The 19,853-nt window shown below is 70.6% G+C and carries 19 protein-coding genes; 5 read left to right on the forward strand and 14 right to left on the reverse strand.

All coding sequences use genetic code 11. The annotated features are described in order from the left end of the window. Positions 1 to 4: 4 nt before the first annotated feature. The 5 genes from cydB (at position 5) to xdhC (ending at position 6,637) form a co-directional block, all read left to right on the forward strand. The gene (cydB, locus tag FZ938_RS14880; protein ID WP_149199259.1) at positions 5 to 1,024 is read left to right on the forward strand and encodes a cytochrome d ubiquinol oxidase subunit II; all 1,020 of its coding nucleotides are present in this window, start codon (positions 5 to 7) and stop codon (positions 1,022 to 1,024) included. A 57-nt stretch (positions 1,025 to 1,081) separates the two neighbouring features. Beyond that, positions 1,082 to 1,741 carry a hypothetical protein gene (locus tag FZ938_RS14885; RefSeq protein WP_149199260.1) on the forward strand — a complete coding sequence of 220 codons (660 nt, stop codon included), beginning with the start codon at positions 1,082 to 1,084 and terminating at the stop codon, positions 1,739 to 1,741. Between the two features lie 126 nt (positions 1,742 to 1,867). Next, a complete protein-coding gene (xdhA, locus tag FZ938_RS14890; RefSeq protein WP_149199261.1) occupies positions 1,868 to 3,340 on the forward strand; it encodes a xanthine dehydrogenase small subunit in 1,473 nt (490 codons plus the stop codon). After that, entirely contained in the window at positions 3,333 to 5,783 is a 2,451-nt protein-coding gene (xdhB, locus tag FZ938_RS14895) for a xanthine dehydrogenase molybdopterin binding subunit (protein ID WP_246457246.1), read from the forward strand. The genes xdhA and xdhB overlap by 8 nt, the downstream gene beginning before the upstream one ends. Then, entirely contained in the window at positions 5,780 to 6,637 is an 858-nt protein-coding gene (xdhC, locus tag FZ938_RS14900) for a xanthine dehydrogenase accessory protein XdhC (protein ID WP_149199262.1), read from the forward strand. The genes xdhB and xdhC overlap by 4 nt, the downstream gene beginning before the upstream one ends. Here xdhC and FZ938_RS14905 read toward each other — a convergent pair. The 14 genes from FZ938_RS14905 to FZ938_RS14970 form a co-directional block, all read right to left on the reverse strand. Next, on the reverse strand, positions 6,588 to 7,427 hold the full coding sequence (locus FZ938_RS14905; RefSeq protein ID WP_149199263.1) for a F0F1 ATP synthase subunit gamma: 840 nt from the start codon (positions 7,425 to 7,427) through the stop codon (positions 6,588 to 6,590). The two genes, xdhC and FZ938_RS14905, sit on opposite strands and share 50 nt — an antisense overlap. Then, the gene (locus FZ938_RS14910; protein WP_149199264.1) at positions 7,424 to 8,953 is read right to left on the reverse strand and encodes a F0F1 ATP synthase subunit alpha; all 1,530 of its coding nucleotides are present in this window, start codon (positions 8,951 to 8,953) and stop codon (positions 7,424 to 7,426) included. Before FZ938_RS14910 ends, FZ938_RS14905 begins: the two co-directional genes overlap by 4 nt. Beyond that, positions 8,916 to 9,689: a F0F1 ATP synthase subunit B family protein gene (locus FZ938_RS14915; protein ID WP_149199265.1), complete on the reverse strand. Its 774-nt coding sequence runs from the start codon at positions 9,687 to 9,689 to the stop codon at positions 8,916 to 8,918. The genes FZ938_RS14910 and FZ938_RS14915 overlap by 38 nt, the downstream gene beginning before the upstream one ends. Before the next feature lie 23 nt (positions 9,690 to 9,712). Continuing rightward, a complete protein-coding gene (locus FZ938_RS14920) occupies positions 9,713 to 9,952 on the reverse strand; it encodes a F0F1 ATP synthase subunit C (protein WP_012977203.1) in 240 nt (79 codons plus the stop codon). A gap of 5 nt (positions 9,953 to 9,957) precedes the next feature. After that, the gene (locus FZ938_RS14925) at positions 9,958 to 10,632 is read right to left on the reverse strand and encodes a F0F1 ATP synthase subunit A (protein ID WP_149199266.1); all 675 of its coding nucleotides are present in this window, start codon (positions 10,630 to 10,632) and stop codon (positions 9,958 to 9,960) included. Continuing rightward, positions 10,629 to 10,919 (reverse strand): N-ATPase subunit AtpR, encoded by a 291-nt coding sequence (locus FZ938_RS14930; RefSeq protein ID WP_149199267.1) that lies wholly within the window; start codon positions 10,917 to 10,919, stop codon positions 10,629 to 10,631. The genes FZ938_RS14925 and FZ938_RS14930 overlap by 4 nt, the downstream gene beginning before the upstream one ends. Position 10,920: 1 nt before the next feature. Continuing rightward, positions 10,921 to 11,199 carry an AtpZ/AtpI family protein gene (locus FZ938_RS14935; RefSeq protein ID WP_149199268.1) on the reverse strand — a complete coding sequence of 93 codons (279 nt, stop codon included), beginning with the start codon at positions 11,197 to 11,199 and terminating at the stop codon, positions 10,921 to 10,923. After that, the gene (locus FZ938_RS14940) at positions 11,196 to 11,654 is read right to left on the reverse strand and encodes a F0F1 ATP synthase subunit epsilon (RefSeq protein WP_149199269.1); all 459 of its coding nucleotides are present in this window, start codon (positions 11,652 to 11,654) and stop codon (positions 11,196 to 11,198) included. The genes FZ938_RS14935 and FZ938_RS14940 overlap by 4 nt, the downstream gene beginning before the upstream one ends. Continuing rightward, positions 11,651 to 13,057 carry a F0F1 ATP synthase subunit beta gene (gene atpD / locus FZ938_RS14945; protein WP_149199377.1) on the reverse strand — a complete coding sequence of 469 codons (1,407 nt, stop codon included), beginning with the start codon at positions 13,055 to 13,057 and terminating at the stop codon, positions 11,651 to 11,653. Before atpD ends, FZ938_RS14940 begins: the two co-directional genes overlap by 4 nt. A gap of 313 nt (positions 13,058 to 13,370) precedes the next feature. After that, the gene (locus tag FZ938_RS14950; protein ID WP_149199270.1) at positions 13,371 to 14,252 is read right to left on the reverse strand and encodes an OmpA/MotB family protein; all 882 of its coding nucleotides are present in this window, start codon (positions 14,250 to 14,252) and stop codon (positions 13,371 to 13,373) included. Next, positions 14,239 to 15,090, reverse strand: a complete 852-nt coding sequence (locus FZ938_RS14955; protein WP_149199271.1) for a motility protein A — start codon at positions 15,088 to 15,090, stop codon at positions 14,239 to 14,241. The genes FZ938_RS14950 and FZ938_RS14955 overlap by 14 nt, the downstream gene beginning before the upstream one ends. A gap of 95 nt (positions 15,091 to 15,185) precedes the next feature. Beyond that, positions 15,186 to 16,433: a hypothetical protein gene (locus FZ938_RS14960; RefSeq protein WP_149199272.1), complete on the reverse strand. Its 1,248-nt coding sequence runs from the start codon at positions 16,431 to 16,433 to the stop codon at positions 15,186 to 15,188. Positions 16,434 to 16,531: 98 nt separating this feature from the next. Beyond that, entirely contained in the window at positions 16,532 to 18,028 is a 1,497-nt protein-coding gene (gene amaB, locus FZ938_RS14965) for an L-piperidine-6-carboxylate dehydrogenase (RefSeq protein WP_149199273.1), read from the reverse strand. A 79-nt stretch (positions 18,029 to 18,107) separates the two neighbouring features. Then, positions 18,108 to 19,790 carry a thiamine pyrophosphate-binding protein gene (locus FZ938_RS14970; protein ID WP_149199378.1) on the reverse strand — a complete coding sequence of 561 codons (1,683 nt, stop codon included), beginning with the start codon at positions 19,788 to 19,790 and terminating at the stop codon, positions 18,108 to 18,110. Positions 19,791 to 19,853: the final 63 nt, after the last annotated feature.

Here is a 19,853-nt window from a genome sequence, read left to right on the forward strand (position 1 = left end):
CCCGATGCAGGAAATTGCGGAAGGAAGCCTGCTGACCCTGATCTGGGTCGGGATCGTCGGCTTCGCGGTGTTCATGTATGTGCTGATGGACGGCTTCGACCTCGGCATCGGCATCCTCTACCCCTTCGCCCCGACGGAGGAGGACCGCGACACCATGATGAACACGGTGGCGCCGGTCTGGGACTTCAACGAGACTTGGCTGGTTCTGGGCGGCGCCGGGCTGTTCGCGGCCTTTCCCATCGCCTATGCCGTGGTCCTGCCGGCGATGTATCTGCCGCTGCTGGTCATGCTGATCGCCCTGATCTTCCGCGGCGTCGCCTTCGAATTCCGGTTCAAGGCGAGGGCGGGGCGGCATTGGTGGAACCGCTCCTTCTTTCTCGGCTCGCTGCTGGCGACCTTCGCGCAGGGCGTCGTGCTGGGGTCGTTCATCCAGGGGATTCCGGTCTACGGGCGGCAGTTCGTCGGCGGCATGCTGCACTGGCTGTCGCCCTTCAGCCTGTTCTGCGGGGCGGCGCTGGTGGTGGGCTATGCGCTCTTGGGGGCGACATGGCTGATCTGGCGGACCATCGGGCCGTTGCAGGATTGGTGCTTCCGCGTGGCGCGGCGGCTGATGCTGGTGGTGCTGGCCGGCGTCGCGGTGGTCAGCCTGTGGACGCCCTTCCTGCTGCCGCAGATCGCCGAGCGCTGGTTCTCCATGCCCAACCTGATCTTCCTGTCGCCGGTGCCCATGGTCACGGTGGTGCTGGCCATCGCCCTGTGGCGGGCCATCGACAGAAGCCGGGATGTGGCGCCCTTCGTGCTGTCGATGGCGCTGTTCGGCCTGTCCTATCTCGGCCTCGCCATCAGCCTGTGGCCGCACCTGATCCCGCCGGGCGTCACCGTGTGGGAGGCCGCCGCCCCGCCGGAGACGCAGGTGTTCCTGCTGGTCGGCATGGCCTTCCTGATCCCGGCGATCCTGGGCTACACCGCCTATTCCTACTGGATCTTCCGCGGAAAGGTGACAGGCGCCTTCGGTTACCATTGAGCGGACGGGGCGCCCCGGCCTAAAAGGGGCTCCGTCGTCAGGGAGGAGGGTTCGGCCATGGACATCGACATCAGCTTTGCGGAGGCCGTGCTGCGCCGTGGCGCCGCCCTGCTGGAAGCGGAAGCAGAAGCCGCGGGCACCGATCCCTTCGCCGTGCTGGCCCGTCTGATGGCCGCCGCCGCGGCGACCGACGCCCCGCTGGTGGTGCTGAGCGAGGGCGGCAGCCACCCCGCCCTGTTCGACGAGGCGAACCGCCGGGCGGCGGAGCCGCTGACCGCCCGCATCGCCAGCCTCGCCGCCACCCGCCAGGGCGAACGCGCCGCCATGTACGAGTTCGACGGCAGCGGCCCGCTGACCGGCAACCGCATCGTCGCCGCCCTGCTGCGGCCGGAGGAGCGGTCCGACCTGCTGCATGTCTACATCGCCGTCGGCCGCCTGCGCGGCGGAGAGGCGCAGATCACCGTGCCGCCCGCCCTGCTGCGCTTCGACGCCGCGGCGCTGGGGCAGACGCTGGGGCTGTTGGGCGACGCCGTATCGCGCAGCGCGAACGCCGCCACCGCGGCGCTGGCCCATGCCGCCGCCATCCTGCCGATGGAGGGCCATGAGGAAGGCGGCATGCCGGCGGCCCTGCTGGACCTCTACTGGCATGCGCTGACCCTGGCGTCGGTGCGCGCCGCTGGTGGACTGGCGACGATGATGCCGGAAGGAAGTGCTTGAGTGGGGCTTAACAGGCTCCCGCTTTTGCAAATCGTTTGAAACTCTTTCCCCTGCTGCCGATCTGGTGACAGAGTCGACGTCGGTGAAATACTGCGTCACATCGTCACCAGTTCAACGGGAGCAGCCATGCGCCAGCGCCTCCGCTTCTATCTCGGCGACGAGCTTCGGGAGATCGACGCGGTCGATCCGACCCTGACGGTGCTCGACTGGCTGCGGCTGTCGGAACGGCGGGTCGGCACCAAGGAAGGCTGTGCGGAGGGCGATTGCGGCGCCTGCACCGTGGTGGTCGGGCGGCTGGACGGCGATACCCTGCGGTATGAGGCGGTGAACGCCTGCATCCGCTTCCTCGCCACGCTGGACGGCTGCCGGCTGCTGACGGTGGAGCATCTGAAGGGGCCGGACGGCGCGCTGCATCCGGTGCAGCAGGCGATGGTCGATTGCCACGGCTCGCAATGCGGATTCTGCACGCCGGGCTTCGTCATGTCGCTGCTGGCGCTCTACCTGAACGAGGAGCGGCCGGACGGCCAGCGGATCGACGACGCGCTGGCCGGCAACCTGTGCCGCTGCACCGGCTATGAACCCATCGTCCGCGCCGCCCATGCCATGTACGGCATCGGCGACCGCCAGAACGACCGCTTCGCCGACCGCGCCGCCATGGCGGAAAAGCTGAAGGCCTTGCGCGACGAGGAAATCCTCAGCGTCGGGGCCGGCGGGCGGCGGTTCCTGGCGCCGGCCACGGTGCCGCAACTGGCGCAGCTCCTGCTCGACAACCCCGGCGCCACCATTGTGGCGGGGGCGACCGATGTCGGGCTTTGGGTGACCAAGTTCCAGCGCGTGCTGGCGACGGTGATCTACACCGGCCGGGTCCGCGCCCTGCGGCGGATCGAGGATCGCGGCGATGCGCTGGTGATCGGCGCCGGCGTCACCTACAGCGACGCGGCGGAGCGGATCGCCGCGCTCTATCCCGATTTCGGCGAGCTGATCCGCCGCATCGGGGCGGAGCAGGTGCGCAACATGGGCACCATCGGCGGCAACATCGCCAACGGCTCCCCCATCGGCGACACGCCGCCGGCGCTGATCGCCTGCGGCGCCACCCTGCGGCTGCGGCGCGGCTTTGAGACGCGCGAACTGCCGCTGGAGGATTTCTTCATCGAATACGGCAAGCAGGACCGCCGCGAAGGAGAGTTCGTAGAGGCGGTGATCCTGCCCAAGCCGGCGGCGGGGGTGCGCTTCAGTGCCTACAAGATCGCCAAGCGCTTCGATCAGGACATCTCCGCCGTCTGCGGCGCCTTCCGCCTGACGCTCGACGGCGAGGGGCGGGTGGCCGACATCCGCATCGCCTTCGGCGGCATGGCCGGCACGCCGAAACGCGCCGGTGGGGCGGAAGCGGTGCTGCTGGGCCGCCACTGGACCGAGGACAGCGTGCGCCAAGGGATGGAGGCGCTGGCGGACGATTACGCGCCGTTGTCGGACTGGCGGGCCAGCGCGGCCTATCGCTCCACAGTGGCAGCGAATTTGCTGATGAAGCTGTATGTCGAGACCAGCGACCCGGCGGCGGAGACCCGTCTGGTCGGCGACCGGAGGCTTGCACATGCCTGATTCCATGGCGCCCGACGTCACGACCCCCATCGCACCGATCGTCGCTCCGGCGCGCATCCAGGGCGCCGTCCATGATCCGCGCCGGCACGAAAGCGCGCACAAGCATGTCAGCGGCGAGGCGGTCTATGTCGACGACATCGCCGAGCCGGCCGGGTTGCTGCATGTCTATCTGGGTCTCAGCGGCCGGGCGCATGCGCGCATCCGCTCCATCGACCTGTCTCCGGTCAGGCAGGCCCCCGGCGTGGTGGCGGTCTTCACCGCCGAGGATGTGCCGGGGGTGAACGACATCGGCTGCATGAGCAAGCATGACGAGCCGCTGTTCGCCTCCACCCTGGTCGAGCATGTCGGCCAGCCGATCTTCGCCGTCGCCGCCGAAACCCGCGACCAGGCCCGCCGCGCCGCCAGGCTGGCGGTGGTCGAGTATGAGGATCTGCCCGCCGTCCTGACCATCGCCGCCGCCCGCGACGGCGAGCGGACGCTGGTCACCGCGCCGATGACGCTGCGGGTGGGCGACGCCGACGCGGCGCTGGCCGAGGCGCCGCACCGGGTGGAGGGCAGGCTCGCCATCGGCGGGCAGGAGCATTTCTACCTGGAAAGCCAGATCGCCATGGCGGTGCCGGGCGAAGATGGCGAGGTGCTGATCCACGTCTCCACCCAGCACCCGACGGAGGTGCAGCACATCGTCGCCCATGTGCTGGACCTGCCCAGCGCCGCGGTGACGGTGGAGGTGCGGCGGATGGGCGGCGGCTTCGGCGGGAAGGAGACGCAGTCCAACCTGTTCGCCGCCTGCACCGCGCTGGTCGCCAAACGCACCGGCCGCGCCGCCAAGCTGCGCCCCGACCGTGACGACGATTTCCAGATCACCGGCAAGCGCCATGATTTCGAGATCGACTATCGCGTCGGCTTCGACGACAGCGGGCTGATCCAGGGCGTGGACATGCTGTTCGCGGCCCGCGCCGGCTATGCCGCCGACCTGTCCGGCCCGGTGACCGACCGTGCGCTGTTCCATGCCGACAACGGCTATTTCTATCCGGCCGCACGGCTGGAATCCTTGCCGCTGAAGACCAACACGGTGTCCAACACCGCCTTCCGCGGCTTTGGCGGCCCGCAGGGCATGGTCGCGGCGGAGCGGGTGATCGACGAGATCGCCTTCGCGCTGGGCAAGGACCCGCTGGAGATCCGCAAGCGGAACTTCTACGGCACCGATCCCGAGAGGGACGGCCGCAGCCTGACGCCCTATCACCAGACCGTCACCGACAACATCCTGCCGGAGCTGGTGACGCAGTTGGAGGAAACCAGCGGCTATTGGACGCGGCGCAAGGAGATCAGCGCCTTCAACGCCAACAGCCGTATCCTGCGCAAGGGGCTGGCGCTGACGCCGGTGAAGTTCGGCATTTCCTTCACTGCCACCCACTACAATCAGGCCGGCGCGCTCGTTCACGTCTACACCGACGGCAGCATCCAGCTGAACCATGGCGGGACCGAGATGGGGCAGGGGCTCTACACCAAGGTCGCCCAGGTGGTGGCGGAGGAGTTCCAGGTCGACATCGCCACCATCCGCCCGACCGCCACCAACACCGGCAAGGTGCCCAACACTTCGGCCACCGCGGCGTCGTCCGGCACCGACCTGAACGGCAAGGCGGCGCAGGCGGCGGCCCGAACCATCAGGGAGCGGCTGGTCGCCTTCGCGGCGGAAAATTGGGGCGTGGCGCCCGAGGCGGTGCGGTTCGAGCGCAACCGGGTACTGGTCGGCGACCGCGACATGAGCTTCGCCGATCTGGTGCGCGCCGCCTATATGGCGCGGGTGCAGCTGTCGGCCACCGGCTTCTACAAGACGCCGAAGATCCATTGGGACCGCGCGGCCGGGCGCGGCACGCCCTTCTATTACTTCGCTTATGGCGCTGCCTGCGCCGAGGTGACGGTGGACACGCTGACCGGCGAGTATGTCGTCGACCGGGTGGACATCCTGCACGACTGCGGCCGCTCGCTGAACCCGGCCATCGACAAGGGCCAGATCGAGGGCGGCTTCGTCCAGGGCATGGGCTGGCTGACCATGGAGGAGCTGTGGTGGGACGCGCAGGGCCGCCTGCGCACCCACGCGCCCAGCACCTACAAGATCCCGGCCTGTTCGGATCGTCCGCGCATCTTCAACGTGGCGCTTCTGGAAAACGCGCCGAACCGCGAGGACACCATCTTCCGCTCCAAGGCGGTGGGCGAGCCGCCCTTCATGCTGGGCATGTCGGTGCTCCACGCCCTGTCCGACGCGGTGGCGAGCGTGGCCGGGCATCGGGTCTGCCCAAGGCTCGACGCGCCGGCCACGCCGGAGCGGGTGCTGGGCTGCATCGCGGCGTTGCGGGAGCGGGTGGCCATTTCCCCCCACCCCAGCCCTCCCCCGTCCAGCGGGGGAGGGCTGGGGTGGGGGCAAGTCGAACCCCAACAATGACCACCCTCTCCACCACCCTCTCCACTTGGCTGTCCCAGGGCGCCCCCGCCATCCTCGTCACCGTCGCCGAGGCGCGCGGCTCCACCCCGCGGGAGGAAGGGGCCGGCATGCTGGTGGGGCGGCAGGCTTGCGCCGGCACCGTTGGCGGCGGCCGGCTGGAATGGACCGCCATCGCCACTGCGCGCCGGATGCTGGAGGATGGCAGTGCGGCCGAAGCGCTCGATCTGCCGCTGGGGCCGGCGACCGGCCAGTGCTGCGGCGGGCATGTCGTGCTGCGCCTGGAACGGGCCGATGCCGGGACCCTCGCCGCGTTGCAGGAGCGGGAGCGCCGGGAACTGACGGCGCGTCCCACCCTGCTTCTGTTCGGCGCCGGCCATGTCGGCCGTGCGATGGCGGCGGCCTTCGCCCCGCTGCCGCTGCGCCTGCTGTGGATCGACGGGCGGGCGCAGGAGTTCCCCGAGACCATTCCGGCCGGGGTGGAGCGCATCCTGACCGACAGCCCGCTCGACCCGCTGGCGAGCGCGCCGGCCGGGGCCGGCTATCTGGTGCTGACCCACAGCCACGCGCTGGATTTCGAGATTGCCGAGGCGGCCTTGCGCCGGGGCGATGCGGCCTATGTCGGCATGATCGGCTCGGCGACCAAGCGGGCGAAGTTCGAGCGCTGGTTCCGGGCGCGGGGGAGGGAGGCGGGTGCGCTCGAAGGGCTGGCCTGCCCGATCGGTGCCGCGCTGACCGGTGACAAACGGCCGGAGGTGATCGCGGCGCTGGCGGCGGCGGAGTTGCTGATGGCGTTCGCGCGTCCTCTCACCCCATCGCCTCCGCCCCCGACACCAGCTCGATCAGTTCATTCGTGACCTGTTCCTGGCGCAGGTGGCGCGCCGTCGCGGTCAGTTCGTCGAGCGTGGCTTCGATGTTGTGGCGGGCGGTCATCATGGTGGTGAGGCGGGCGGCATTCTCCGCGGCGAAGCTTTCCATCGCGGCGTCGGCCAACAGGGCGAAGACATACTCGTCCACCAGCCGGGCGATCAACTCGCGCGGCGGCATGTTGATCAGCGGCGGCACCGTCCGGGCACCGTCCCGCGGCAGGCCGAGCGGCAACAGCGGCCGGCGCACCAGTTCCGGAGGCGCACCCGCGTTGGTGCGGCCATAGAGCAGTTCCACCCGCCCCAGCCGCCCGTCCGCCGCCGCGCGATAGAGCGCGTCGGCGATGCGCCGGGCGGTGGCGGTGACGGCGTCGGTGTTGGTAGCCATCGCCGTGCACCAGGCGGGCGAACGGCCGCGTTCCTCCAGCAGGGCGGCGCCGCGCTGGCCGACGACCCACAACGCACAGCCGGGCGGGGCGGTCAGCGCCATCTCGACCAGCCGTTCGGCGAAGGCGCCGACGAAGCCATGTTCCGGCGCGAACAGCACGAGCGCGGAATGGCCGTGCCCATTCACCGGCCACTGCGTCGGGGCATCTTCCAGCAGCGTGGCCGCCTGGGCCAGGGCCCCGGCGATCACCTCGGCATAGGCGCGGGTGCCGGCCAGCGTGCCGAGCGCCTGCTGCAGCCGCATCGCGGCCAGCGAGCGCATGACGTCGGTCACCGCCCCCAAATCCTGCACGCTGGCCTTCCGCGCCTCGACCTCCGTCAACCGCTCGGTCATGACGTCTCTCCGCCAAGGCCCGCGGCCGCCTGGGCGATCAGGTCGCGCAATGCGGTCTTGGTGGGGTCGTCAAGCTTCTCGCCGATCTTCGGCGGGCGGGCATCGATCAGGGCGGCGAGTGCCGCCTGGAAGCGCGGGATCGCCTGCAGGGCCAAGCCGTCCAGCGTGCCGTCGGCCAGCGCCAGCAACTGCGCCGTCTGGACCGCCAGCGGGCGGGGCGACAGGTGGCGCTGAGCCAGCAGGGCCCGCATGCGCTGGCCGTGCGCCACCGCCTTGCGCGTCCGCTCGTCCACCAACCCGCCGAAGCGGGTGAAGACTTCCAGTTCCAGGAACTGGGCATAGTCGAGCCGCAGCGGTTCGGCGAGACTGCGCAGCACCGGCGGCTGCGCCTTGCCGCCGACGCGCGACACGCTGCGGCCGATGTCCACCGCCGGCTTCTGCCCCTCGTAGAACAGCTTGGCGTCGAGGCAGACCTGCCCGTCGGTGATGGAGATCAGGTTGGTCGGGATGTAGGCCGACAGGTTGCCGCTCTGGGTTTCGGCGATGGGCAAGGCGGTCAGCGAGCCGCCGCCCTTGGCGGCCGTCAGCTTGGCCGCGCGTTCCAGCAGGCGGCTGTGCAGGTAGAAGACATCACCCGGATAGGCCTCCCGTCCCGGCGGGCGGCGCAGCAGGAGTGAGATCTGGCGGTGGACCGCCGCATGCTTGGTCAGATCGTCGACGATGACCAAGGCGTGACGGCCGCTGTCGCGGAAATATTCGGCCATGGTGAAGCCGGCATAGGGCGCCAGCCATTGCAGGCCGGGGGCGGAATCGGCGGCGGCGATGACGAACAGGGTGCGCGCCGCCGCACCGCCCTGGCGCACGGCCTCGATCGCCGCGCGCACGCCGGACGCCTTCTGCCCGACGGCGACATAGACGCAGAACACGTCGCCGTCGGTCTGGTTGAGGATGGCGTCCACCGCGATGGCCGTCTTGCCGGTGGCACGGTCGCCGATCAGCAACTCGCGCTGGCCACGGCCGAGCGGGAACATGGCGTCGATGACCACGGTGCCGGTCAACAGCGGTTCGCACACCGCCGCGCGCTCCGCGATGGTCGGGGCGGGACGCTCCACCGGTTCCCACCCTTCGGCCTCCACCGGCGGGCCGTCATCCAGCGGGTTGCCCAGCGGGTCGACCACCCGCCCCATCAGCTTGTCGCCGACCGGCACGCGCAGCACCGTTCCGGTGCCGTGTACGGTGCCGCCGGCTGAAACCTTCGTGGCATCGCCGAGCAGGACGCAGCCGATCTGCTCGTCGAGATCCATGGCCAGCCCGGCGACGCCGCCGGGGAACAGCAGAAGCTCGTCCACCCGGACATCGGGCAGGCCGGAGACATGGGCGATGCCGTCGCCGACCGACTCCACCCGTCCGACCGATTCCAGCCGCGCAGCCGTCTCCAACCCGTCCAGCCGGCGCAGCGCGCCCGGCATCCAGGCGTCGAGCGCGTCCTCAAGCGAGGGCGTCGGCAGCGCTTCTTGCGGAGTCATGGCGGGTCATCTCCTCCTTCGCCTCGGCCAGCGTCTGCTTCCAGCTGCGGCGGACGACGCTGTGGGCAAAATGCAGTTCCACCCCGGCGATCAGCGACGGGTCCTCGACCAACTCCAGCGCCACCGGCCGGCCGAGTGCCGCCGCCAGCCGGTCACGCGCCAGGGCGGAGTCCTCCGCCGACAGTAGGGACGCCGCGGAAAGGCGCACCGGCACCGGGTCGATCCCGTCGGCGAGTGCATGGCGCTGGGAATCACTCAATGACTCCACCGCGGCGCAGGCCTCGTCCAGCAGGGGACGGGTCAGGGCATTCGCCGGGGCGTCGCGCAGAAGCCGGGTCGCCAGCTGTGTGCCGAGATCGGCGGCATGGCGCCGCAGCGCGTCCAGAGCCTGCGCCCGCTCGTCGGCCAACCGGTTGCGGGCCTCCTCCAGCGCGTGGTCGGCCTCCTGCCTCGCCTTCTCCAGCAGGGCGGCGCGCTCTGCCTCCGCTTCGGCGCGGGCGGCGGCGATCAGGCGGTCGCGTTCGGCGGGCAGGGCGGTGCGCTGCGCCTCCAGGGTCTGGCGTGCCGCTTCGGCGGCCTGGCGCGCGGCCTCGGCCTCGGTGCGGACGCGCTCGGTTGCGGCCTGCCGCTCCGCGATCACCGCCAGGATCGGGCGGTAGAGGAAACGGCGCAGCAGCCAGACCAGGATCAGGAAATTGACCGCCTGGAGCAGAAGCGTCCAACCGTCGATATGCATGACGGACCTCGGGGTTGCGGCGCTCAGGCGAACGGGTTGGCGAACAGCAGAAGCAGCGCCACGACGAGGCAGTAGATCGCCATGGTCTCGATCATCGCCAGACCGACGAACAGGGTGCGCGACAGGGTGTTGGCGGCCTCGGGCTGGCGGGCGATGGCCTCCATCGCGGCGGCGACGGCACGGCCCTCGGCCAATGCCGGGCCGATGGCGCCGACCGACACCGCCAGTGCGGCGCCGAGGATGCTGATGGCATGGACGTCCATGGTTCTTAGCCTTTCTCGATTGTTCCGACGGCGCCGCCGATGAAGACCGCGGCGAGAATGGTGAAGATGTACGCCTGGACGAGGCCCAGCAGCAGTTCCAGCGCCATCAGCGGCACCGGCACGAACAGGCCGGCCAGCGACAGCACGATGGCGATCACGAACTCCCCGCTCATCACATTGCCGAACAGGCGGATCGACAGCGAGAAGGCGCGCGTCAGCTCCGACAGCAGGTTCAGCGGCAGCAGCAGCGGGGTGGGGTGGGCGAAGCCCTTCAGATAGGCCCACAGGCCGCGCCGGCGGATGCCCAGCGCCTGGGAGGCCAGCAGCACGACCAGCGCCAGCGCCGCGGCCGTCTCCAGGAAGGCGGTCGGCGCCTTCAAGCCCGGCACCAGCCCCGACAGGTTGGCGACCGCCAGATAGAGGAACAGCGTCCCCAGCAGCGGCAGGAAGGGGGTGGCGTCGGTCTGCATCGTCTCGGCGATCTGCCGGCGCAGGCTTTCCACCACCAGCTCCAGTACGGTCTGGACCGGGCCGGGCCGCTCCACCCGCAGCCGCCGGGTCGCCAGCGCGGAGCCGAGTGCCATGACCGCCATCAGCCCCCAGGTGACGACGACCGGCAGCGTGACCGGAACCGGACCCAGCAGGAAGACCACCGGCGTGGTAAGCGGGGATTCGGTCATGGCGTCCCCTCCTGCGCCCGCCTTTCCCGGCGGACCACGACCGTGCGGGCCAGTTGGAAGCCGGCGAGCATCGCCAGCAGCGCCTCCGCTCCGCCCCAGATGGCGGCGATGGTGAATCCGGCGGTGGCGCCGGCCAGCCGCAGAAGATAGAGCGGCACCGCCCGGCGGACCCCGCCCAGCGCATAGAGCCGTGCCGTCGCCGCCAGCCCGCGGAAGAACAGGACGCCGAGTACCAGACCGGCCAGAGCCCCGGCGACGATGGGAAGGAGGTAAGGCGCGGTCGTCATGTCAGCGTTCCTGTTCGATGCGGTTCCAGGCGAGCCATCCGCCGAGCACCACGCCCGCGAACAGCAGTGCCGCCGTCCAGAAAATGCCGCCGCCGGCCCGCTCGTCGAGCCAGCGCCCGGCGAACAGGCCGGCCAGCGTCGGCACGATCACCAGCCAGCCCAGTGCCCCGATCAGGGCGAGGTTGCGGCCTATCGGCCGTTCGCCCTCGCGCAGCCAGTGCTCCCGCCGTTCGCGGTGGCGGCGGACGCTATCGGGTAGCGGGTCCTGCTCGTCGGTCATGGCGCGTCCTCCCCGCCGTCCGGGGTGGGTGCGAATGGTCCCGTCGGACGGCGGTCCGGGCGCAGATAGGCCAGGATGTGGCGGATCGCGGCCAGATGCATGCGGCGGGCGCCGGACCGCGCCTCCCCCTCCTCCTCCACGTTGCGGCGGAAGCGGGCCAGCACGTCGCGTTCCAGCGCGTGCAGGTCGTCGCCGGGGACCGCTTCGCGCGTCGCCACGGCGATCTGGGCGCCGTCCCGGATGGTCAGCACCCCGCCGCGGACGGCGCAATGGCCCTCCCGCCCGTCGGCGCCGCGCCAGCTGATGACGGAGATGGCCAGGGCGGTCAGCAGGTCGGCATGGCCGGGCCAGATGCCGAAGGCGCCGCTGGCATCCTCCGCCCGCAGATGGCGGAGACCGGTGAGCCGGGCGGCGACGGAGGTGGGGGTGGTGATGATGAGGGAAAGGTCGCTCATGTGCCCCTCCCGGCGCTGTCACGCTCGCGGACCTGATCCAGGGTTCCGGTCATGAAGAAGGCGCTTTCGGCCCAGTCGTCGCAGTCGCCGTCCAGGATGGCGCGGCAGCCCTTCAGCGTCTCTTCCAGCGGCACGCTGACGCCGGCATGGCCGGTGAAGGCCTCCGTCACCATGAAGGGCTGGGTCAGGAATCGCTGCAGGCGGCGGGCGCGGCGCACGGCCAGACGGTCGGCGGCGCTCAGCTCCTCCATGCCCAAGAGCGCGATGACGTCCTGCAATTCGCGGTAATGGGCGATGGTCTTGCGCACGTCCTCCGCCAGCCGGTAGTGCGCCTCCCCCACCACCAGCGGGTCGAGCAGGCTGGAGGTGGAACTCAGCGGGTCGACCGCCGGATACAGCCCCTCCGCCGCCATGGCGCGCGACAGCACGATGGAGCTGTCGAGATGGCTGAACAGCTCCGCCACCGCCGGATCGGTGAAGTCGTCGGCCGGGACATAGACCGCCTGGATCGCCGTCACCACCGCACCGGGGGTGGAGGCCACCCGCTCCTCAAGCTCGGCGATCTCGCTGGCGAGCGTGGGCTGATAGCCGACGCGCGACGGCAGGCGGCCCAGCAGACCCGACACCTCGGCACCGGCCTGGACGAAGCGGAAGACGTTGTCCATCAGCAGAAGCACGTCGCGCCGTTCCTCGTCACGGAAATGCTCGGCGATGGTCAGCGCGGTCAGCCCGACGCGCCAGCGCGCGCCCGGCGGCTCGTTCATCTGGCCGAAGACGAGCGCGGTGCGGTCGAGCACGCCGGAGCGCTTCATCTCCTCCCACAACTCCTGCCCCTCGCGGGAGCGTTCGCCGATGCCGGCGAAGACGGAGATGCCGGTGTGGCGCTCCACCATCTTGCGGATCAGCTCCATCACCAGCACGGTCTTGCCGACCCCGGCGCCGCCGAACATCGCCGCCTTGCCGCCGCGGGCCATCGGGGCCAGCAGGTCGATCACCTTGATGCCGGTTTCCAACAGATCGCGGCGCGGACTGCGGCGGGCGAGCGGCGGCGGGGCGCGGTGGATCGGCGCGCGCGGGGTGTCGGGCGGCAGCTCCGGCCCGTCGTCGCGCGCCAGCCCCATGACGTCGATCAGTCGGCCCAGCACCGCGTCGCCCACCGGGGCGGTCAGCGGACTGCCGGTGGAGCGGGCCGGCGTGCCGCGCTGCAGACCGGAGGTGCCTTGGAGCGCGATGGCGCGCGCGGTCTGGGCGTCGAGGTGGCTCTGCACCTCCGCCACCAGCCGTTCCGGGCCGTCCCACAGGATCTCCACCGCCTCGAACAGCGGCGGCATCGCCGCTTCGGGAAAGCGGAGGTCGATGACCGAACCACGGACGGCGACCACCTGTCCGGTGGACGGAATCATGGTGGCCGGTTGGTCGGAGAACTGGGTCGCGGAAGGCAGTGCGGACATGGTCACTCCAGCCGGTCGGGCGGGACGGGAACCGTGCGGAATGGTGGTGGCCACGGCGGTGCCGCGGGAGGATGCCTCCCCGACCTTCCCCCGGCGGGCGGGGGAAGGGGCGCCGGGATGCCCCTGTTGAAGGTTTCCGCCGGGAAACCTCCGCCGGGGGCGGCGCCATCGGGGTGGAGGACAATACGTCAACCAGATCGACCACCAGACCTCAGCATAGCCCCCTTCGCCGTGTCGCTGCATTGCGTCAAATCAAACCCTGCCCCTATGGAATCGCTCTGACGGGGGCTTGGCCGGCGGGAAGGCCGTCGGCCCGGATGGTGATGGCGACGCGGCGGTTGCGGGCCAGAGATGCCGGATCGCTGCCGGCGGACAGCGGCCGGGTGTCGGCGAAGCCCACCGCCGACAAACGATCCGGCGGCAGCCCCAGCTCGATCAGCCGGCGGACCACGCTGGCCGCCCGGCCGCCCGACAGTTCCCAGTTGGAGGGGAAGCGGCGGTTGCCGATCGGCGTGGAGTCGCTGTGCCCCTCCACCACCACCTCGCCGCGGGTCGCCGCCAGCATCGGGGCCAGCCGGCGCAGCAGCCCGTCGCCGCCCGGCGTCAGGTCGGCCTGTCCGGGGGCGAAGAGGATGCCGTCGCCGATGACGATGCCGACCCGGTTCTGCCGCACATCGACCGCCACGCTGGGTGGCACGCCCAGCTTCGCCAGAGCTTCGCGCCACCGAGCCGCCACCAGATCGGGGGCGGTCACCGCCACCTCGTCGTCGTCCAGGCGCGGGCGCGGGTCGGGCGGTCGGGTCGGCTCTGGCGGAGCGGGCTGGGGAACCATTGCCGGTTCCGCTTCGTCGAACAGGGGCGGGAGCGTCGCGGTCGTGTGGAGCGCGACGGCGGGCGTTTCCGGCTGCGGTGTGGTGGGCAACTGGTCCTTCAGCGTGGTGATCGCCAGCAGCATGACGAACACCGACAGCAGCAGCGTGACGAGGTCGGAGTAGCTGAGAAGCCAGATCTCCTGGTCGTCGTCCGCCGCCGCGGGCAGCAGGCCGCCGTTCGTTCCGAAATTGGTCGCCCAGGTGGGGGTGGCGAGGTCCTGCGCGTCGTCAGGCGCCAGATCCCGGTCCCGCACCCCGTCGTCAGGAGGTGCCATGGAGTTCGTCCCCGCGCTCGCGCACGAACTCGGCGAGCGCTTCGGCGATGACCGTCGGCGAGCGACCGAGCCGTACCAGGATGATGCCTTCCAGCAGCACGTTCAGCATTGCCACGCGCCGCGCCGTGCGCTGTTCCAGCTTGATGGCGATCGGCTTGAACACGAGGTTGGCCAGCACCACGCCGTACAGCGTCGCCACCAGCGCCACCGACATGTGCTCGCCCACCTGCGAGATCGTCGCGGTGCCGAGCTGCGCCATCATGCCGATCAGCCCGACCAGCGTCGCCAGCAGCCCGAAGGCGGGCGCCAGTCCGGCCAGGGTGCGGTACAGGCGTGACTGCACCGATTCCCGCTCGATCAGTTTCTGGATGCGCCAGTTCATCACATGGAGGATGTCGTTGACCGGCGTGCCGTCGGCGATCAGCTGCAACCCCAGCCGCAGGAAGGGGCTGCCGGCCCTGGTTCCCTGTTCCTCCGCCCGCTGGATCTGGCCGCGCTGATACAGGCGGGCGAAGGCCACCAGCTCCGCGATGTCGGGGGCTATGGACTCGTCGTCACGGAAGATCGCGCGGAGCGAGGCCAGGGCGGTGCGCAGTTCGCTGGCCCGGAAGGCCATCAAGGCGGCGACGGCGATGCCGCCGGCGATGATGACCGCGCCGGTCGGGTTCCACAGCGCCTCCATCCCATGGCCGATGCCGATGTAGGACAGCAGCCCGAAGGCCCCGACAAGTCCGAAAACGGTGGCGTTCAGCAGGCGTGGAGAGCGGGAGGCCGCCGGGGCGGGAGACGGTCTGGCGGGCGATTGGGGCGGTGCTTGAGTTGGCGTTTGGACGGACATCCGACGCCTTCGTTGTTCGTTAGCATTTTAACTATTAGGAACCCGTAATGACCGGCTGTCAATCGCGGGGCGCGGATGCCTGCGCCGTGCGGCCGTCAGCCGCGGCCCAACAGCCGGCCGAGCAGGCCGGGGCGGGACGAGGGGGTCGGCTCCACCATTTCCACCAGGGACGGGGTGGCTTCTTCCGGTTCCTCCGCTTCGTCGGCGACGGGGCGGGGCTGGGTCTCGGTCAGGCGACGGGGAGCGGCGGCTGCGGCATCGGCGGCGCGGCCCTGGAACAGGGTGACCCCGGCGGCGCGCCCGGTGTCGAGCGCGATGGGCTCTTCGCAGCGCCACAGCACCAGCCGCCCGGCGCCGAAGCGGGCGACCGCGGCGGAGAGCTTGTCGGCGGCGCCGGCGGCTCCGTGGATCCATTGCGTCTTGATGAGGACCGGTTCCAGCCCGGCCAAATCGAGACTGTCGAGCGCCGCCAGCGGCACATGGTCCAGCGCCACCGCGAATCCGGCATCGCTGAGCCGTCCCGCCGCCGCAACCACCTGGGATGGGGCAAGGGTAAGTTCCCAGCAGGGAAGCTCGGCGGTGATCCGCCCGCGCATCTCCGTCGGAATGGCGCGTGCCAACTCCTCGAAGTCGTCGTCCAGAACCGTCGCCGTGTGCAGATCGACGGTGAAGGGGCGGGGATCGTGGGCACGGTCGCGGGCGATATGGCGCAACAACCCGCGGTCGAGCCGCACCGCCACCTCGTGCCGCAGCCAGGAATCGCGCCGAAGGGACAGGGAGAGGCGGGATTCCAGCTCCTCCAGCGACACCGCCAGTTCGGTGACGACCACGGTGGGACGGTGGTCGGCGAAGGACCACACCGGCTGTTCGCGAACGATGCTGTCGACATCGGCGCCGTGCAGCACCCGCTCCACCTCCAGCAGATGGGCGAGCGCCGCGGTGGGCGCGCGTTCCGCCGCCTCGCGCAGGGCGGCGGTGGCATCATTGGGGAACAGGTCGGCGAACAGCCGCTCCGCCTCCGTCGCCACGTCGTAGCGGGCGGCGTGGAGCGTGCCGAAGCCGTGGGACAGCAGCATGTGGCCCAACGCCTTCGCCCCTGCGTCGAGCAACGGGCCGGCATCGGCCGGCGCCAGGATCAGCAGGCGGGGGCCGGCCAGCCGGAACACCTCGCGCGGCTGGCTGCCCAACCAGCTTTGCAGATAATGGTCGAGCGTCATGGCGAAGCGGGGATCGCCGCCATGCTCGATCCCACGCAGGTCGGCCAGCAGGGCCGCCAGCGGTTCCGGCGCCGCCCGCAGGGCTTGCAGGCGTGCCAGAACCGTATGACCTGCCGCGTCCGCCATCGCTCCCCTCGATTTTCCGTTCGCTACCGGAGTGTCGCGCCGGGAAATGCTGCTCGCAAGGGGCGATGACGCCGCGGAGGTCGAGACTCAGTCGTCGATCAACCCATGATCTCGAACTTGATGCCCTGGGCCAGCGGCAGCGCGGAGGAGTAGTTCACCGTCGCGGTCTGGCGGCGCATGTAGGCCTTCCACGAATCCGACCCGGATTCGCGGCCACCGCCGGTCTCCTTCTCGCCGCCGAAGGCGCCGCCGATTTCCGCACCGCTGGGGCCGATGTTGACGTTGGCGATGCCGCAGTCGGACCCGGCGGCCGACAGGAAGCGCTCCGTCTCACGGATGTCGGTGGAGAAGATGCAGGAGGACAGGCCCTGCGGCACCGCGTTCTGAAGCGCGATGGCCTCGTCCAGCGTGTCGTAGGTCAGGACATAGAGGATCGGCGCGAAGGTTTCGTGCCGAACCACCTCGGTCTGGGCCGGCATCTCGACGATGGCGGGGGTGACGTAATAGGCGTTGGGGAAGCGGTCGGTCAGCGTGCGCTCGCCGCCGGTCACCGTGCCGCCCTCGGCCTTCGCGGAGTCCAGCGCGCGCTGCATCGCCTTGAAGGCGTCGGCGTCGACCAGCGGGCCCATCAGCACGCCGGTCTCCAGCGGGCTGCCGATCGAAACCGAGGCATAGGCCGCCTTCAGGCGCGGCAACAGCTGGTCCTTGACCGAGCGGTGGACGATCAGCCGGCGCAGTGTCGTGCAGCGCTGGCCGCAGGTGCCGACTGCGGAGAACAGGATGGCGCGCAACGCCATGTCGAGGTCGGCCGACGGGGCGACGATCATGGCGTTGTTGCCGCCCAGCTCCAGGATGGAGCGGCCGAACCGCTCCGCCACCACCTTGGAAACCTCGCGGCCCATCCGGGTGGAGCCGGTGGCCGAGACGATGGGGAAGCCGGGGTGGGCGACCAGCGCCTCGCCGATCTCACGGCCGCCCTGGACGACCTGGGACAGGTTGGCCGGCGCGTCGCCGAAGCGGGCGACGGCGCGGTCGAAGATGACCTGACAGGCGGCGGCGGTCAGCGGGGTCTTTTCCGACGGCTTCCAGACGACCGGGTCGCCGCAGACCAGCGCCAGCGCCGCGTTCCACGACCACACCGCCACCGGGAAATTGAAGGCGGAGATGACGAGGCAGGGGCCGGCCGGGTGCCAGGTCTCGCGCATCGAGTGGCCCGGACGCTCCGACGCGATGGTCAGGCCGTAGAGCTGGCGCGACAGGCCGACGGCGAAGTCGCAGATGTCGATCATCTCCTGCACTTCACCCAGGCCTTCCTGGAAGATCTTGCCGGCTTCGAGCGAAACCAGACGGCCGAGATCCTCCTTGGCGGCGCGCAGCTCCTCGCCCAGCAGGCGGACCAGCTCGCCGCGGCGCGGGGCCGGCACCGAGCGCCACGCCTCGAACGCGCGGGCGGCGTTGGCGACGATGTCCGACACCTGCGACGGCGCGGTCTCCGCCACCGTGGCGAGCGTGGCGCCGTCCACCGGCGACCGGGCGGTGAGACCGGCTTCGCTGGAGGTCAGGCCGAAACGGGAGAGGATGTCGCTGTGCTGCACCGGGGTGGCTCCTTGGGTCAAAAAGCGAGGCGTATGATGCGGCCCTTTCCCGTCCCGGGAGAGGGCTAGATTCCTTAAATCACTTTCCCATCGCCGCCGCGCGGATCTCGGAGAGTGTCCGGGACGGGGTCAGGGCTTCGGGGTCGAGCTTGATGTGGATGATCGCAGGCAGGCCCGACGCGCGGGCGCGTTCGAAGGCCGGGGCGAACTGGTCGGTGGTCTCCACCGTCTCGCCATGGCCGCCATAGGCGCGGGCAAAGGCGGCGAAGTCGGGATTTTGCAGCCGGGTGCCGGACACGCGGCCGGGATATTCGCGCTCCTGATGCATGCGGATGGTGCCATACATGCCGTTGTCGACGACCAGCACGATCACGGCGGCCCCCTCCTGAACGGCGGTGCCGAACTCCAGCCCCGTCATCTGGAAGCAGCCGTCGCCGGCGAAGCACAGCACGTCGCGGGTGCGGTGCTGCAGCTTGGCGGCGATGGCGGCGGGCAGGCCGTAGCCCATGGACCCGCAGACCGGCGCCGCCTGGGTGCCGAAGCGGCGGAAGCGGTGGAAGCGGTGAATCCAGGTGGCGTAGTTGCCCGCGCCGTTGGTGAAGATGGCGTCATGCTCCAGCCGTTCGTCCAGCCAGGCCATGATGCGGCCCATCTGCACGTCGCCGGGAATGGTGTCGGGCGGGGTGCTCCAGGCTTCATAGACGGCGTGCGCGGCCTCGGCGCGGGCTTTCCATTCAGGCTTCGCGGTCAGGCTCAGTTCCGCAACGGCGTCGAGGAAGCCGGCCGGGGTGGCGACCATGCCCAGCGAGGGGCGATAGACGCGGCCGATCTCTTCGGCGCCCGGGTGGATGTGCACCACCGACTTGCCCCCGGTTTTTTGGGGATCGGGGATGCCCAGCAGGTCGTAGCTCTGCGACGGCACTTCGGAGAAGCGGTCGCCCAGGAGGATCAGCAGGTCGCTGTCCCTGACCAGCGCCGTCAGCTTCGGGTTGATGCCCAGCCCGATGTCGCCGGCATAGAGCGGGTGGCAGTGGTCGAACAGCATCTGGCGGCGGAAGGTGACCGCCACCGGCAGCGACAGCTTTTCGGCAAAGCCTTGCAGCGCCGCGACCGACTCCGCCGTCCAGCGGGAACCGCCGACGACCAGAAGCGGCCGTTCCGCCTTGGCGAGCAGGGCGCCGAAGGACGCCAGCTGCGCCGGCGTGGGGGCGCACTCCACCGGCTCGGCCCACGGGGCGATGGCGGCGTCGGCGTCCGGGGCGGCAGTCTCGGTCAGCGTGTCTTCCGGCAGGGCCAGCACCACCGGACCGGGACGGCCGGCCATCGCGGTGTGGAAGGCGCGGGAGATCATCTCCGGCACGCGGTCGGCGCTGTCGATTTCGGCGACCCATTTGCACATGCCGCCGAACAGCTTGCCGTAATCGACCTCCTGGAAGGCGTCGCGACCACGCATGCCGCGTTCGATCTGGCCGACCAGCACGACCAGCGGGGTTTCGTCCTGCTGGGCGACATGGATGCCCGACGCGGCATTGGTGGCGCCGGGGCCGCGGGTGACGAGGCAGACGCCGGGGCGGCCGGTCAGCTTGGCCTGCGCCTCCGCCATCATCGCCGCACCGCCTTCGTGACGGGCGACGACCATTTCGATCGGGCTGTCGTGCAGGGCGTCCAGCACGGCGAGATAGCTCTCGCCCGGCACGCCGAACACCCGCCGCACGCCTTGCGCCTCCAGCGCTTCGACGATCAACTGACCACCGGTCTTCATCGCGATGCCGCCCCGCCTGTTCAGGATCTCCAGGATAGCGAGCGTGCCGTGCCGTGCGCCAGG

It is taken from the genome of Azospirillum oryzae, from assembly GCF_008364795.1.
Classification (GTDB): Bacteria; Pseudomonadota; Alphaproteobacteria; order Azospirillales; family Azospirillaceae; genus Azospirillum; species Azospirillum oryzae.